This is a genomic window from Stenotrophomonas sp. NLF4-10 (genome assembly GCF_022359915.1).
Lineage (GTDB): Bacteria > Pseudomonadota > Gammaproteobacteria > Xanthomonadales > Xanthomonadaceae > Stenotrophomonas > Stenotrophomonas daejeonensis.
The window spans coordinates 1,889,437-1,905,556 of record NZ_JAKSEE010000003.1 but is presented as its reverse complement, the minus strand read 5'-3'; the positions used below and the strand labels follow the sequence as shown (position 1 = coordinate 1,905,556).

Annotated in this window: 10 protein-coding genes and 1 other RNA gene; 7 read left to right on the top strand and 4 right to left on the bottom strand. The window is 67.9% G+C overall.

The features are described 5' to 3' along the window. The first annotated feature begins 1 nt into the window (after position 1). The 5 genes from MIC98_RS08920 to MIC98_RS08900 all read left to right on the top strand — a co-directional run bounded on the left by MIC98_RS08920 (position 2) and on the right by MIC98_RS08900 (position 6,701). The gene (locus MIC98_RS08920) at positions 2 to 1,123 is read left to right on the top strand and encodes a flagellar basal body P-ring protein FlgI (RefSeq protein ID WP_239736905.1); all 1,122 of its coding nucleotides are present in this window, start codon (positions 2 to 4) and stop codon (positions 1,121 to 1,123) included. 2 nt (positions 1,124 to 1,125) lie between these two features. Further along, complete coding sequence (gene flgJ / locus MIC98_RS08915) at positions 1,126 to 2,331, top strand: flagellar assembly peptidoglycan hydrolase FlgJ (RefSeq protein ID WP_239736904.1); 1,206 nt, start codon at positions 1,126 to 1,128, stop codon at positions 2,329 to 2,331. An 11-nt stretch (positions 2,332 to 2,342) separates the two neighbouring features. Continuing rightward, positions 2,343 to 4,217: a flagellar hook-associated protein FlgK gene (gene flgK / locus MIC98_RS08910; RefSeq protein ID WP_239736903.1), complete on the top strand. Its 1,875-nt coding sequence runs from the start codon at positions 2,343 to 2,345 to the stop codon at positions 4,215 to 4,217. Beyond that, positions 4,217 to 5,419 (top strand): flagellar hook-associated protein FlgL, encoded by a 1,203-nt coding sequence (gene flgL / locus MIC98_RS08905; RefSeq protein ID WP_239736902.1) that lies wholly within the window; start codon positions 4,217 to 4,219, stop codon positions 5,417 to 5,419. Before flgK ends, flgL begins: the two co-directional genes overlap by 1 nt. 64 nt (positions 5,420 to 5,483) lie before the next feature. Continuing rightward, entirely contained in the window at positions 5,484 to 6,701 is a 1,218-nt protein-coding gene (locus MIC98_RS08900) for a flagellin (protein ID WP_239736901.1), read from the top strand. 185 nt (positions 6,702 to 6,886) lie between these two features. On the opposite strand, the gene MIC98_RS08895 is transcribed toward MIC98_RS08900, so the two are convergent. Together MIC98_RS08895 and MIC98_RS08890 are read right to left on the bottom strand one after the other, a co-directional pair. Continuing rightward, entirely contained in the window at positions 6,887 to 7,753 is an 867-nt protein-coding gene (locus MIC98_RS08895) for an SDR family oxidoreductase (RefSeq protein WP_239736900.1), read from the bottom strand. Between the two features lie 28 nt (positions 7,754 to 7,781). Continuing rightward, complete coding sequence (locus tag MIC98_RS08890) at positions 7,782 to 8,441, bottom strand: class I SAM-dependent methyltransferase (RefSeq protein WP_239736899.1); 660 nt, start codon at positions 8,439 to 8,441, stop codon at positions 7,782 to 7,784. Between the two features lie 501 nt (positions 8,442 to 8,942). Between MIC98_RS08890 and MIC98_RS17045 the strand changes: the two genes are divergently transcribed. Next, positions 8,943 to 9,575: a TetR family transcriptional regulator gene (locus tag MIC98_RS17045; protein ID WP_275584491.1), complete on the top strand. Its 633-nt coding sequence runs from the start codon at positions 8,943 to 8,945 to the stop codon at positions 9,573 to 9,575. A 149-nt stretch (positions 9,576 to 9,724) separates the two neighbouring features. Further along, a protein-coding gene (locus MIC98_RS08875; protein ID WP_239734866.1) for an IS3 family transposase occupies positions 9,725 to 10,881 on the top strand; the annotation gives its coding sequence in 2 pieces (ribosomal slippage) (positions 9,725 to 9,965 and positions 9,965 to 10,881; 1,158 coding nt in all). A gap of 857 nt (positions 10,882 to 11,738) precedes the next feature. Here MIC98_RS08875 and ssrA read toward each other — a convergent pair. Continuing rightward, positions 11,739 to 12,092, bottom strand: a transfer-messenger RNA (tmRNA) gene (gene ssrA / locus MIC98_RS08870). Between the two features lie 106 nt (positions 12,093 to 12,198). Next, entirely contained in the window at positions 12,199 to 15,996 is a 3,798-nt protein-coding gene (locus MIC98_RS08865; protein ID WP_239736898.1) for a YhdP family protein, read from the bottom strand. Positions 15,997 to 16,120: the final 124 nt, after the last annotated feature.

The window sequence follows — 16,120 nt, the reverse complement described above, 5'->3', positions numbered from 1 at the left end:
CATGGCCATGAAGACTCCCGCATTCCTCCGCCACGCCGTCGTGCTGCTCGTCGCGGCCACCTGCGCCCTGCCCGCCCATGCCGAGCGCATCAAGGACCTGGCCCAGGTCGGCGGCGTGCGCGGCAACGCGCTGGTCGGCTACGGCCTGGTCGTCGGCCTGGACAACAGCGGCGACCGCACCAGCCAGGCGCCGTTCACCGTGCAGAGCCTGAAGAACATGCTCGGCGAGCTGGGCGTCAACGTGCCGGCCAACGTCAACCCGCAGCTGAAGAACGTCGCGGCGGTGGCGATCCACGCCGAGCTGCCGCCGTTCGCCAAGCCCGGCCAGACCATCGACATCACCGTGTCCTCGATCGGCAACGCGGTGTCGCTGCGCGGCGGCTCGCTGCTGATGGCGCCGCTGAAGGGCGCCGACGGCCAGGTCTATGCCATCGCCCAGGGCAACCTGGTGGTCGGCGGCTTCGGCGCGCAGGGCAAGGACGGCTCGCGGGTGTCGGTGAACGTGCCCAGCGTCGGTCGCGTCCCCAACGGCGCCACGGTCGAGCGCGCCCTGCCCGACGTGTTCGACGGCAGCGGCGAGATCACCCTGAACCTGCACCACAACGACTTCACCACCATCGCGCGCATGGTCAGCGCGCTGAACAACACCTTCGGCGAAGGCGCCGCGCGCGCGGTCGACGGCGTCACCGTCGCGGTGCAGGCGCCGACCGACCCCGGCGCGCGCATCGGCCTGCTGGCGCGCATCGAGAACATCGAGCTGTCGCCCGGCACCGCCCCGGCCAAGGTCGTGGTCAATTCGCGCACCGGCACCGTGGTGATCGGCTCGCAGGTGCGGGTCAGCCCGGCGGCGATCGCGCACGGTTCCTTGACGGTGACCGTCAGCGAATCGACGCAGATCAGCCAACCCAACGCCTTCGCCGGCGGCCAGACCGTGGCCGCGCCGCAGTCGTCCATCACCGCCAGCAACGAGGGCAGCCGCATGTTCCGCTTCGACGGCGGCGCCACGCTGGACGAGATCGTGCGCGCGGTGAACGAGGTCGGCGCCGCCCCCGGCGACCTGATCGCGATCCTGGAAGCGCTCAAGCAGGCCGGCGCGCTGAGCGCCGAGCTGGAGGTGATCTGACCATGCGCATCGCCGCGCAACCGCTGGCGCTGAACCCGGTCTCCGCCAATGACCCGGCGAAGATCGACAAGGTCGCGCGCCAGTTGGAAGGCCAGTTCGCGCAGATGCTGATCAAGAGCATGCGCGAGGCCAGCTTCGGCGATTCGCTGTTCCCCGGCGAGAACCAGATGTTCCGCGAGATGTACGACCAGAAGATCGCCGAGGCGATGACCCAGGGCCGCGGCCTCGGCCTGTCGGCGATGATCGCCCGCCAGCTCGGCGGCGGCGAACAGGCCACGCAGCCGGCGCTGGATACCAGCCTGAACCCGGCAAAAGCCGCGCGCGCCTATGTAGCTGCCGGGCTTGCCCGGCAGGAGGCTTTCGGCGGGGCCAGCCCCCTGCCGGGCAAGCCCGGCAGCTACGGGTTGGACGCCATGACCGGCAACCACCCGGACACGCCTGAACAGCAGGCACTGGACCTGATCGCCGGCCGCGACACCGCCAGCCTGCATGCGGCGCTGGGCGGCAACGCCCCCCGTTCCGCCGACGCCCTGCCGGGCGCCGCGGACTGGGCCGAAGACTGGGCGGCCGCCAACGACCGCTGGAGCGGCGTCGGCCCGGCCACCGACAACGGCGGCGCGCTCGACGCGGCCAGCGCCAACGCCGCCGCCGACCAGCTCGGCACGCATACCCCGGAAGGCTTCGTCGCCAGCATCTGGCCGCATGCCGAGCGCGCCGCGCGCGAGCTGGGCGTCAACCCGCGCGCGCTGGTCGCCCAGGCCGCACTGGAGACCGGCTGGGGCCGCCGCAACATCAAGCGCGCCAACGGCGGCAGCAGCCACAACCTGTTCGGCATCAAGGCCACCGGCTGGAAGGGCGAGAGCGCCACCGCCGCCACCCACGAATACGTCGACGGCCAGCGCCGCAACGAAACCGCCAGCTTCCGCGCCTACGGCTCGCCGGCCGAGAGCTTCGGCGACTACGTGCGCATGCTGAAGAACAGCCCGCGCTACCAGGCCGCGCTGAAGGCCGGCACCGACGTGCGCGGCTTCGCCCAGGGCCTGCAGCGCGCCGGCTATGCCACCGACCCGGGCTACGCCGCCAAGATCGCCGCCATCGCCGCCGGCCCCACCATCGACCGCGCCGTGGCCGCCATCGGCCAAGCCGGCGCGCGGCTGGGCCAATCCTTCGCCAACGCCACCGGCCTGTCCGGCCTGGTCCGTCGTTGAGGTAGCCGCCCATGCCCAGCGTCCTTTCCACCGGCACCAGCGCCCTGCTCGCCTTCCAGCGCGCACTGGCCACCACCAGCCACAACGTCGCCAACATCAACACCGACGGCTACAGCCGGCAGAAGGTGGATTTCGCCACGCGCTCGCCCACCGACGCCGGCTACGCCACGGTCGGCAACGGCACCAAGATCACCGACATCCGCCGGGTGGCCGACCAGCTGGCGATCTCGCGCCTGCTCGACAGCAACGGCGAACTGGCACGCCTGCAGCAGCTCTCGGCGATGGCCGACCGCGTCGATTCCCTGTTCTCCGACAGCGCCACCAACCTGAGCGGCGTGTGGTCGAACTTCTTCGACTCGATCAGCGGCCTGTCCGCCAATGCCGCCGGCAGCGCCGACCGGCGCAGCGTGCTGGACAGCGCCAACACCCTGGTCAACCGCTTCAAGAGCATGTCGGCCAACCTGGAATCGCTGGGCAGCGAGGTCAACAACGGGCTGATGGCCGCCGCCGACGAGGTCAACCGGCTGGCCGCGGAGATCGCCCAGATCAACGGCGTCATCGGCAGCAACGTGGCCAAGGCCGCGCCGGACCTGCTCGACCGCCGCGACCAGCTGATCACGCAGCTGGTGGGCTACACCGGCGGCACCGCGGTGATCCAGGACGGCGGCATCATCAACGTCTACTCGGCCGGCGGCAACGCGCTGGTGGTGGGCACCAGCGCCTCCAAGGTCACCACCGTGGCCGACCCGTACCAGCCCGAGCGCCTGCAGCTGGCGCTGGTGACCCAGGGCCAGACCATCACCCTGGACGGCAAGGCGCTGGGCGGCAGCATCGGCGGCCTGCTGGAGTTCCGCGACACCATCCTCGCCCCGGCGCAGGCCGAACTGGGCCGCATCGCCGTGGGCATGGCGCTGGAGTTCAACCAGAGCCACCGCGAAGGCATGGACCTGTACGGCGACATGGGCGTGGACTTCTTCAACCTGGCCCCGCCCAAGGTGTCCGCGCACAGCGGCAACGACCCGGGCAGCACCGCCAGCATCAGCGCCAGCTACGACGACCTGGCCGCGCTCGACGGCCAGAACCTGCAGCTGCGCTTCGACGGCAGCAACTGGATCGCCACCCGCACCGACACCGGCGTGCAGGTGCCGATGACCGGCACCGGCCCGACCTACGTGGTCAACGGCATCGAATTGACGATCAGCGGCACCCCGTCGCTCAACGACCGCTTCCTGCTGCAACCCACCGCCACGGCCACCAACGGCCTGTCGGTGGCGATCACCGACCCCTCGCGCATCGCCGCCGCCAACCCGGTGCGCGCCAGCGCCGACCTGGGCAACATCGGCACCGGCGTGGCCGGCAAGGTGGATGTGACCGACGCCACCGACACCGCCCTGCTCAACCAGGCCAGCATCGAGTTCATCGACGCCGACAACTACACCATCGACGGCGCCGGCCCGTTCCCCTACGTCCCCGGGCAGGTCATCAGCGCCAATGGCTGGAGCCTGGTGCTGGATGGCAAGCCGGCGGCCGGCGACCAGTTCATCGTCGCCCCGAACCAGGCCGGCTCCAGCGACAACGGCAACGCCACGCGGCTGGCTGCGGTCGAGGACGCCAAGTCCTTCAACGGCGGCACCATCACCCTCAACGGCGCGCTGGGCGGGCTGACCACCCAGGTCGGCGCCGCCGCGCGCGCGGCCGACTATTCGCTGCAGGCGCAGCAGGTCATCAACGAGAACGCGCAGGCCACGCGCGACGCCATTTCCGGTGTCAATCTGGACGAGGAGGCGGCGGACATGCTCCGCCTGCAGCAGGCCTACCAGGCCGCCTCGCAACTGATTTCCACCGCCGACACCCTGTTCCAATCGATCCTGCGAGCGGTGGGCTGATGAACAATCGCATCTCCAGCAACATGATGTACGACCAGTCGGTGTTCCTGATGCTGTCCCGGCAGAGCAAGATGAACCAGCTCGAACGGCAGCTCGCCACCGGGCAGAAGCTGGTCACCGCCAAGGACGACCCGGTCGCCGCCGGCACCGCCGTCGGCATGGACCGCGTGCTGGCCGAGTTGGAACAGCTCGGCGCCAACGCCGCCAACGTGCAGAACCGCCTGGGCCTGCAGGAAAACGCGCTGGCCCAGGCCGGCGAACTGCTCACCCGCGTCACCGAGCTGACCCTCGAGGCCAACAACGCCGCGCTGTCCACCGAGGACCGCAAGAGCGTCAGCGCCGAGCTGAAGTCGGTGCGCGACGCGCTGCTCTCGCTGGCCAACAGCACCGACGGCAGCGGCCGCTACCTGTTCGGCGGCAGCAACGACGGCGCGCCGCCGTTCTCCTCCATCGGCGGCAGCATCGTCTACAACGGCGACCAGACCCAGCGCCAGGTGGAAGTGGCGCCGGGCAGCTTCGTGCAGGACGCCCTGCCCGGCAGCGAGATCTTCATGCGCATCCGCACCGGCGACGGCAGCATCGACGGCAGCGCCGCCACCGGCAATGGCGGCCAGGGCGTGCTGACCAACGTCAGCCGCGACGGCAGCGCCACCTGGAACGGCGAGTCCTACACCGTGCGCTTCAGCGGCCCGGACACCTACGACATCCTCGACGAACTGGGCAACCCGGTCGGCGGCGGCACCTATTCCGAAGGCCAGGACATCGTGTTCCAGGGCCTGCGCATGCAACTGACCGGCGTGCCCGTGGCCGGCGACGAATTCAACGTCGGCCAGGCCGGCAACCGCGACGTGTTTTCCACCATCGACCGGCTGGTGCAGGCGCTGAACATGGACACGGCCACCAGCGCCGACCGCACCGCGCAGCAGAACCTGCTGCAGTCCAGCCTGCGCGACGTCGCCCGCGCGTCGGAAAAGATGATCGATGCCCGCGCAGCCGGCGGTGCCCAGCTGAGCGCCATCGACAACGCAGCGTCGCTGCGCGAAGCGAACTCCATCACCCTGAAGGATTCGCTGTCGCAGCTGCGCGACCTCGACTACGCCGAGGCCATCGGCCAGTACCAGCTCGAAAAAGCCTCGCTGCAGGCCGCGCAGACCATCTTCACGCAAATGCAGTCCATGTCGCTGTTCAACATGATCCGCTGATCCAGACACCGCCCCACACCGATTCCCCTTTCACGCACGACCCCGAGAGCAACGGAGAAGTCCCATGGCACAAGTCATCAACACCAACATCATGTCGCTGAACGCCCAGCGCAACTTGAACACCACCGGCACCAGCCTGGCGACCAGCATCCAGCGCCTGTCCTCGGGTCTGCGCATCAACAGCGCCAAGGACGACGCCGCCGGCCTGGCCATTTCCGAGCGTTTCACCACCCAGATCCGCGGCCTGGACGTGGCCGTGCGCAACGCCAACGACGGCATCTCGCTGGCGCAGACCGCCGAAGGCGCGATGGTCGAGATCGGCAACAACCTGCAGCGCATCCGCGAACTGGCGGTGCAGTCGGCCAACGCCACCAACTCGCAGAGCGACCGCGAAGCGCTGAATGCCGAAGTGCAGCAGCTGCTGAGCGAAATCGACCGCGTCGCCAACCAGACCAGCTTCAACGGCACCAAGCTGTTGAACGGCGACTTCACCGGCGCCCTGTTCCAGGTCGGCGCCGACGCCGGCCAGACCATCGGCATCAGCAGCATCGTCGATGCCAACATCAACGAACTGGGCCGGGCCGGCTTCGCCGATTCGGTGAGCGGCGCCGGCGTGACCACGGCCTCGACGGCCTCGGGCACCATCAGCGGCATCACCGTCAACATCAGCACCGCCGGCCAGAGCAAGTCGGTCACGTTGAACGACGTCAAGGTCGGCGACACCGACACCACCAAGGACGTGCAGCAGAAGGTCGTCCAGGCGTTCAACGACAAGCTGGACCAGACCGGCCTGTATGCCGAACTGGCCGAGACGCCCGCGGGAAGCGGCACCTACGAGATCAAGCTGACCTCGCTGAAGTCGGGCCAGGACCTGGACTCGGTCACCGGCGGCACCTCCAACGACACCGACGCCACCGTGAACTTCAGCGCCTTCGGCCCGGTCACCGCGGCGGCCGGCACCGCCCAGGTCCACCTGGAAGACCTGGACATCGCGGACTTCGCCGGCGCCCAGCGCGCGCTGGAGATGGTGGACAAGGCCCTGACCGCAGTGAGCGGCTCACGCGCGGAGATGGGCGCGATCCAGAACCGCTTCACCTCCACCATCGCCAACCTGGCCACCACCTCGGAAAACCTCTCGGCCTCGCGCAGCCGCATCCGCGACGCCGACTACGCCAAGGAAACCGCCGAGCTGACCCGCACGCAGATCCTGCAGCAGGCCGGCACCGCGATGCTGGCGCAGGCCAACCAGGTGCCGCAGAACGTGCTCAACCTGCTCCAGTAAGCCCCGCCGCCCGTCCCCGGCAATGCCGGGGACAGGCGGAAACGAGGACAAGCACCCGGACCGATGCCTTCAGGCGTCGGTTGCATGCCGGGCACTTCATCATCGGCTCAACAGATGATGACTGCGTTGCGGGGAAAGAGGCTGTTGTCGAGACATGGACACAATCAGGGATTGAGCACGAAAGATCAGTCGGCGTAGTAGCCGGGCTGGCCCAGGTCGGAGAGCAGGCTCGGGCCTTCGGGCTTCCAGCCGAGCCGTTCACGGGTGCTTGCGCCGGAAGCGGACATGTTTGCGCGGGCAAAGTGGCCGAACCAGCCGAAATGCTCGGGTTCGCGCGGCTCGACCGGCAGGCTCAGGCGGCCACCGATGGCTTCGGCGATCATCTTGAAGGGAATCGCTTCGTCAGCGACCGCGTGATAAATCGATTCGGTGACGCCCTGTTCCAAGGCAAGACGAAAGACGCGCGCGGCGTCCAGCCGGTATACGCCGGCCCAGCAGTTCTGGCCGTCGCCCAGATAAGCCGAGACGCCTTTCTGCTTCGCCATGCGGATGAGGATGGGCACGAAGCCGTGATCGCCAGGCCCGTGCACCGACGGGGCCAGGCGCACCGTTGCCGTACGTACCCCGCGCTCGGCCCATGCGCGCGCGGTGGCCTCCGATTTGCGGGGCGAAGCCGGATTGGGCAGATCTGACTCCTTCGCCCCACTTGGCAGCCCCAGCAGGCCGGATGTCACCAGCAACGGACGGTCCGAGCCTTCCAGTGCGGCACCCAGCGCATCGATCACGCGACGGTCCTGCTCGCAGTTCTCGATGAATCTGGAGTAGTCGCTGCCCCATGCGGTGTGGATCACCGCGTCGGCCGTGGAAGCGACCGCACGCAATGTATCCAGGTCGTCGAGCGTGGCCTGTACGGCTTTCGCACCCTTGGCCGTGAGCGAAGCCGCCTTGTCGGTGGAACGGACCAGGCCCGTGACGCGATGGCCAGCGGCGAGCAAATCCTCAACCGTGGCAGAGCCGACCCAGCCCGTGGCGCCAGTGACAAATACGTGCATTGCAAAATCTCCCGTTCGGCTGGTTGATTCAAATTAGTCGGAGGGACAGCTCCACGTCCTCACCGAAGGCAAGGGACAGGTAGCCGGTGCCCGGAGAGCGAACGCGCGCCACGTAGTCAGGGCTGTAGTCGGCGTTGTCGGCGACGATCAGCGCGCCGGGCCGCAGGCGACTCTCGACCCGATCGAGAACTTCGCAATAGATCGACTTGGCGCCATCGAGCAGCAGCAGGTCAATGGATTCGGGAAGGTCCGCAGCCAGCGTTTTCAGGGCATCGCCCTCACGGATTTCGACCAGATCGTCCACGCCGCCTTCGACCAGATGCTGGCGGGCTTTGGCGACCTTCGAGGGCTCGAACTCGCTGCCGATCAGGCGGCCGCCGCCGTTGTCGCGCAGCGCCGCCGCCAGGTACAGGGTCGAGAGTCCGAACGAGGTGCCGAACTCGACGATGTTGCGCGCGTTCGTGCTGCGTGCCAGTTGGTACAGCAGCACGCCGGTCTCGCGCGAAACCGGTAGCCACATGTCCTTGGCGCGGCGATAGAAGTCGAGGTATTCGGTCTTGCTGCGCATCAGGCGCTCACCTTCCTCGCGGGAAATGCCAGCCATTGCCGGGCTGGTGGCGCGATCGGCCTGCTCGAACAAGCGGTCCAGCAAGGGTGCCAATGGCGCGGTGGTCAGTGTTGAAGTCATGGAGTTGTCCGGTCCAGGGTTGGTGGAGGCAGTGCCTCGCCGCGGGGTGGATAAACGCGACTAATTATTCGCGTTTTTGAAATAATATGATCAATCCCTCGCATTGGAAATTCGCGTTCCAGTTCGCGTTTTCCCCACCCCGAACCGAGGCACGAATCACCGTGTTTGCCTTGGAAACACGGCGATCGTGCAGATTCATCGGCATCCACAGAGGCCAAGAGGGCGCAGAACATTCAGGTTTTTCGTCAGGGAAGATCGGGGCTTCGTTGCAACGCAGAGTGGTCATCCATCCGGCGTGTCCTTGAAGGGTCGCCCCCAAGGGGGTCTCAGGGGATCACCGATATGTGCGTGCCCCGGCGACAACGAGGATCACGCTGGCCATCAACCGATGGGTTGAGGCGATGCCCCATGCCGCGCTAATTTGCGAACAATTGATCGCATTAAAAGATGCGGTAGTCCGATCGGATTTCCGCGCCCTGAGCCTTGCACCGCCACTCCACCATGACTACCCGCCGCCGTCCGCAGATCGCCTCGCGCAAACAGCCGCAACAGGCACGTTCGACCGAACTGGTCGCAGCCATCTTGGAAGCCGCCACCCAAGTCCTGGCCCAGGAAGGAGCCACCCGATTCACCACCGCGCGCGTCGCCGAGAAAGCCGGCGTCAGCGTCGGGTCGATCTATCAGTATTTCCCCAACAAGGCGTCGATCCTGTTTCGTCTCCAGGTTGATGAGTGGATGCAGACGACCCGGATGCTGCGAAACATCCTCGAAGATGCGAGTGCGCCGTACCCAGAACGCCTGCGTACCCTCGTGCATGCCTTCCTTCGCTCAGAGTGCGAAGAAGCCGAGATTCGCGGTGCGCTCAATGACGCGGCCCCGCTCTATCGCAACAGCCCGGAGGCGCACCAAGCCCGTGCCGAAGGTGACCGGATGGCCGATGCCTTCATGATGGAAGCCTTGCCAAAGGCTTCCGCTGCGACCCGCGAGTTGGCGGGCGATCTCATCTTCACGACGCTCAGCACCGTTGGCAGCAGTTTTTCCCAAACACGGCGGACCAAGGCGGAAATCGAAGCCTATGCCAATGCGATGGCCGACATGTTCTGCGCCTACCTTCAGAAGCTTGGACAAGATTGATGACCATAGAACCAAGGTGGCCCAGCGAAGTGCCGGGCTGGAGTCATCGTCAAACGAAAAACCCCGCATCCGCGGGGTTTTTCGTAACGGGTTCACCCCCGTTTTCACGGACACTTACGAGAAGGCCGATCGAGGCCTGAGGAGTGTTCATGTCGAAGCGAAGGAAGTTCAGCGCCGAGTTCAAGCGCGGTGCTATTGAGCAGGCCAGCCAGCCGGGTGTGAGCTGTGCCCAAGTGGCTCGGGAGTTGGGGATCCGCGACACCCTGTTGACCCGCTGGAAGCGGGAAGCCCAGAGCCAGGGGGTGGTGGCTTTCGGCGGCAGCGGGACGCCCCGGGACGAAGAGCTGGCCCGCCTCAAGCGCGAGCTGGCCCGGGTGAGGAAGGAACGGGATTTTTTGCGAGAAGCGGCGACGTTCTTTGCCAAGGGATCATCCTGAGGTATCAGGTGATCGAACGTTGCCGCGACGCGTTTCCGGTTCGACTGATGTGCCGCTGCCTGAAGGTGTCGGCCAGCGGTTACTACGACTGGAGCCAGCGACTGCCCAGCGCCCGACAGCGCGACAACCAGCGCCTGGCCGCGCGAATCCGCGAGATGCACGAGGACAGCCGTGGCACTCTCGGCGCCGGTCGCATGCACGAAGACCTGGTCGATCAGGGCGAGTCGGCCAGCTTGAACCGCGTGGCGCGACTGATGGCGGCCGAGGGTTTGCAGGGCTGGCCGCGCCCGAAGCGGCGCGGTCAGCGCGGACGGCCGGCGCTCACGCCTCCGGGCGTGCGCAACCTGCTGGAGCGGGACTTCACCGCACTGGAGCCGGAGACCAAATGGGTCACCGACATCACTGAGATCAAAACAGGACAAGGCAAGCTGTATCTATGCATCGTGCTGGATTTGTTCGACCAGCGCGTGGTGGGTTGGTCGATGCACCACAGGCAGGACCGGCACATGGTGATCCGGGCGGTGCAGATGGCGGTATGGCAGCGGCAAGGCGCGGAGCCGGTGATCCTGCATTCCGATCGCGGCAGTCAATTCCGAAGCGGCGACTACCAGCGGTATCTGTCGAGAAACGGCCTGGTCTGTTCGATGAGCGCGGTGGGACACTGCGGCGACAACGCGGCCTGCGAAGGGTTTTTCGGCGTGCTCAAGCGCGAGCGGATCTACCGCACGAAGTACCTGACACTCGATGCAGCGAAGACTGATGTGTTCGAATACGTCGAGCGGTTCCATAACCCGAGGATGCGGCGAAGAGTCGCCAGGCGCGATCGGGAGTTCCAAGCTCTTTCACAACCGTCCGTGATTTCGGGGTAGAACCCAATAGGTCAGCGATCTGGCCGGTGTCGGTGATGGAGGCGAAGTGCCGTTTGACGGCCTTGGGTAGCGCCCCACGCAGATCATGGGCAGGGTCGCGCTTGGCGATTCCTGCAGCGATGGCGTAGCGGAATACGGCAGACAGTTCCGAGCGGATGCGGTCTGCACTCTCCAGCTTGCCGGCCTTGACCAGTCGTTGCAGGCAGGCCAGCAACTCTGGGGCTTCGATCTCGGCTGTTGGTCGCGCCCCGACGTAGGGGAAAACATGTGTCTCCATCCACGCCTTGCAGCGATCGGAAGTGCCCTTGGTTCGCTCGCGGGCCTTCATCTCCTGGTAAGCGCGAGTCACTACCTCCAGACTTTTTGCCGCCCGCTCGGCTCCGGCCGCCTTCTCTGCCTTTCGCTGCGCTCCGGGGTCGGTGCCTTGGGCGACCAGTGTGCGGGCTTCCTCGCGCCGCTGGCGGGCTTGCGCCAGCTTCACCTCAGGGTAGGTACCGAGCCCCAGCATGTTCTCCGTCCCGATGACAGGCCGGCGGTAGCGCCAGCGCCACAGTTTGGAGCCGTCTGGGTTCACCAACAGGAACATGCCGCCGCCGTCAGGCAGCTTGTACGGCTTGGGGCCGGGCTTGGCGTTTGCGACTTCAGAGGGTGATAGTGGCTTGGAGGTCAGCCTGGGCATGGGGGGGCATCTGGTTTGAGGGTACGGCTCGTTGCGTGTAACCGCGTACCCGCACTTGTACCCGCAAACTTGGGTGATCGCCAGTGACATGCAAAGATGTCGCCAGACAACAGGAAAAGAAAAATCCCCGATTTCTCGGGGGTTTTTGGTGTTTCCGGTACCTTGCGGGACCTTTATATGGTGGAGGTGGGCGGAATCGAACCGCCGTCCGAAGGCACTCCATCCCCGGCACTACATGCTTAGCTCGCCGTTGAATCTCGCCCCGGGACAGCACGGCGTGCAAAGCGCATCCCGGAGCCAGCCCGCTTTATCTAGCTTGAGGCTGGCGGGCAGCCACCCCATGCGATTCCGTGATGATGACCCTACGCAGCGAGCACGGACACAAGCTGTTTCGGGGCTTAGGCCTTAAGCGGCCAGAGCGTAGTTGTCGTCGTTGGCAACTATGAGTTTTGCAGCTGGATTTACGAGGAAAGCTACCCCCTCGGCATGCGCCAAGCGACTTCACAACCCCCGTCGAAACCAGTGCACCCCCGGTTGGACGTTGAGCTGAAGGGGCTTCCCGGTCGAATCCGGCCAGCCCCTCGCTGACCGGACGCATGCTACAGGGAAACGGCTGAACCGTCACCGCCGGCACGCTCTCAGCGCGGCGTGCCGGGGGCCTCGCCCTTCTTCGCTTCCTCGCGCTCGGCCACGTCCACCTGCGGGTCCTTCCACGGGCCGGTGACGTGGTAGGTCTTCGCGCCGATCTCGCCCAGCGGCTTGCCCAGCACGGCGTTGGCGGCCGCGCCCACCGCGGCGCCGACCGGGCCGCCGGCCACCGCGCCGACCACGGTGAGCAGGTTGCCCGAACGCGGGTTGACCTCGATGGTCTGGTCGAACCGCTGCGCGCGCAGGTCGGCCTGGCCGCGGATGACGATGTCCACCGCCGGGCCCTGCATGTTGATCCCGTCGGTATGGGCGAGCCCGTCGCCGAACCGCACCTGGCCTTCGCTCTGGTTGAAGGCCAGGCCCTTGGAGAAGAAGTCGCGGAAGTCCAGCATCAGCCGGCGCGGCAGCTGGGTGATGCTGAGCAGGCCCAGCACGCGCCCGGCACCGGGCTCCACTTCCAGTATCTGGCCGTTGCGGGCGTTGAACGACAGCGTGCCTTCCAGCCCGGCCAGGTTGAACCCGGCCGGCGCGCCGTCCCAGCCGGCGCTGAACTGCATCTGCCCCTGCCCGCCGCGCAACTGCCCGCCGTAACCCAGGTTGTCCATCAGCCCGCCGAGGTTCTCGCTGCGCACGGCCACGTCGAGATCGGTGCGCGCCCGCGCGCCGATGCCGCGCCATTGCCCAGTTATGTCGATGGCCTGCTTCGGCGAGCGGAACTGCAACTGCGTCACCTGCAGGCCGTCGCCCAGCGGCTGGGTACGCAGCGTGGTCCTGCCCAGTACCGCCTTGCCGAACGCGAGGTCGTCGATGTCCAGCGCCAATGGCGGGATCTTCGCCGGGTCCATCGGGTCGGACGGGGTGTCGCCCGCCTCGCCCACCGCCGTCGGTGCCGCCTGCCAGTGCACGCGCGCCAGCGTGCCGCTGACGGTGCCGCCCTCGGCCACCGGCACCTGCACGTCGCCGACCAGCGCCGGGCCTTCCAGTTGCACCGCCACCGCATCCTTGCCCGGGCGCAGGCGCAGACGGGTCTGGTCGAACTGGCCGCCGACCAGCAACAGGCGGTCGGCCAGCACGTCCACCTGTTTCAGCGCGATGCCTTCATCGCCGGCATTGCCCTGGCCGCGCGCCAGCGCGATCCATTCCAGCGCATCCAGCGTCGTCGTGTGGCCGTCCACCACCAGTCCATCGGCCGGCGGTTCGCGGCTCACGCGCTCGCTGCCCAGCGTCACCTGCACGCCTGTACCGCCGTTGCGGGTGCGTGCGGCCAGGGCCATGCGCTTGCCGAAAACGACCTCGGTGGTGCCGCTGCCCAGCGGCAGGCTGGCCGTCACCCGGGTCGGCAGGGCATCGGCGGCCGGCTTGTCCAGCGGCGCCGGGAACTGCAGGCGCGTGCCCTGCAGGTCCGAGTGCAGGCGCAGCGTGGTCGGCGGTTCGCTGCCGCTGCCTTCGGCTGCCTTGGGCAGGCTCACGCCGATGCGCCAGCGCGAGGTGCCGTGCATGTAGGGCTTGAGCCAGCCCAGCTCCGGCGCACGTTCCAGCAGGTCGGCCGCGTCCAGTTCCGCGGCCAACTCGGCCTCGAATGCGTTGCCCGGGTCGGTCACCGGCGCGCCGGCGGCCAGCGACAGCACGCCGTCATGTTCCTTGTGGCGGACCTGCAGGGCCGGCGCGCGGAAACCGTCGCTGCCGTACTCGGCCTTGCCGCGCACGTTGTCGAAGCGCAGGTCCCAGCGTTTGTCGGCCAGGGTGACGTCGCGCAGTTCCACCGTGCCGCTGACCTTGCCCTCGCCTCCGTGCAGCGGCAGGCGCAGGCCGAAATCGACCGCCGCCGGGCCGTTGGTTTCCAATGCATCCAGGGTTTCGCCATGACTGGCGTGCAGCGGGCCCTGCCGCAGCAGTGCCAGCAGGCGCCTGCTGTCATCGCGCGTGCGCGCGTCCACGTGCAGCAGCGATTCGTGGAAATCGGCGACGCCAGCCTGGAAGGCATCGACCTTGACCCCGCCCAGGTTGCCCTTGCCATGCAGTTCGAAACCGTTGGCGATGAAGGCGATGTCGCCATCGACGCCGCGCATCTCCGGCCAGTCGTGGGCAAAGCGGATGGTGCCGTCGTCGATATGGCCACCGGCTTCGAAGCGGCCATCGCGGCCGTCGAACGGCCAGTCGTCCAGGTCGCCCACGGCCAGGCCGATGCCATCGCGCAGTTGGCCGCCGACCAAGGCCGCGTCCAGCCAGTCCACCGCCTTCCGGCTCATCTTCGAGCGCACCCAGAAGCCCTTGGCCGCGGTCATCGGCACGTCGTCGAGCTTGGCCGCCAGGTTGATCCACGGCCGCGTGCCGTCGCCCTGGAACCACAGCCCGCCGCGCACGTCGGCGGCGTAATCGCGGCCCTGCACCCGCAGCGCCGGGGTGGCGACCTGCCAGCCGGCGCCTTCGCGCCAGACCACGGCGCGACCGTCCAGCTTCAGTTCGTGCAGCACGCCGAAGCCGGTGGGCCAGTCGAAGCGCACCACGTGGTCCGGCCGCAGGTCCAGCGCCAGCGCCTGGCCATCGCCTTCGAAATGGCCGCGCAGGCCGCTCATGCCGGGGCTGTGGCCGACCGCGGCGAACGCGGCCTCTTCCAGTTCGCCGTGGCCGCGCATCAAACCATCGCCGTGGCCGGCAATGTCCACGTCGACGAAGCGCAGGGTCGGCGCGGCGCGGTACAGCCACTGCCGCAACCCCGGCTTCACGTTGTCGCTCAACGCGGCGATGCGCAGCAGCGGGGTGACGTCGATCCGCTGGCCGCGCAGCGCGAACTGCCGGCCGCCGGCCAGTTGCAGGCCATCCAGCACCTGCGTGCCCTGCGCGGTCGCAATCTTCAGCTGCGGTGCGTCCAGTCGCCAGTCGCCGCCTTGGTGACGCCAGCGTGCGCGCAGTTGCAGGCGCTCGAAGCCGGCCTCCGGCGCGGGCCCGCCCGCGACGAACGGGGCACCGGCCAGCGCCACGCCCTTCAGGTCGGCATCGGCGATGACCGAGGCGACGCGGTGGTCGCGCACCGCCACCCAACCGCGCAGCATGCCGTTGCCCCCGCGCACGTCGACGCCGCCGAAATGCAACAGCGGCGCCCATGCCGCCAGTGCAGAAGGGGCAGCGAGCCAAGCGGTGCCGTCGCCGCGCTGGCGCTGGAAATCCAGCACCGCGGTCAATGGCGGCGCAGCGTTATCGATCCAGGCGCGGGCACCGGCGCGCACGCGCCCACCATCCACGCGCAGGCGCAGGTCGATGCGCGGCAATTCGGTATCCAGCCCCAGCGACGGGGCATGCAGGCGCAGGCGGCCACCGATCACCTGCAGCTCGCCGAGGCGGCGCAGGGTTTCCAGCGGGTCACCGCCGCCATTGGCGCTGGGCAGGCCACGTACCGACCAGCGACCGTCGTCGGCGCGCTGCAGGGTCAGCGCCAGCCCGCGCAGGCGCAGCTCGGTCAGCGGTGCGCCCGGCAACAGGCCGGAATACAGCGACACCAGCACTTCGGCCCGGCCGATGCGCACTCCCTCGCCTTCGCCGATGCGCAGGCCGTCCAGTTGCAACAACGGGCCGCGCCGGGTCCAGGCGGTGTCCAGCGTGTCGAACGCCACCGGCTGCCCGGCCCGCTCGCTCAACCATGCCGCCACCCGCTCCGGGTGGCGCTCGACCAGCGGCAGCAACTGGTTGAGCGTACCCACCAGCAGGGCCACGAGCACGAGCACGCCCGCCGTCGCGTAGATCGCGTAACGGCGCAGGCGACGCAGGCGGTGGCGCAGCAGGGTGGGCATCGGGGTCGGAAGCCGGGAAACGGGGGCCGGACGTCAAGGAGGAACGGCGGCACCGGCTCTGGACGCAAGGCCAGCCACCTTGCCACACCGGCAATGAATGCCAGCCCCTGCGTCCCCGCCTCCC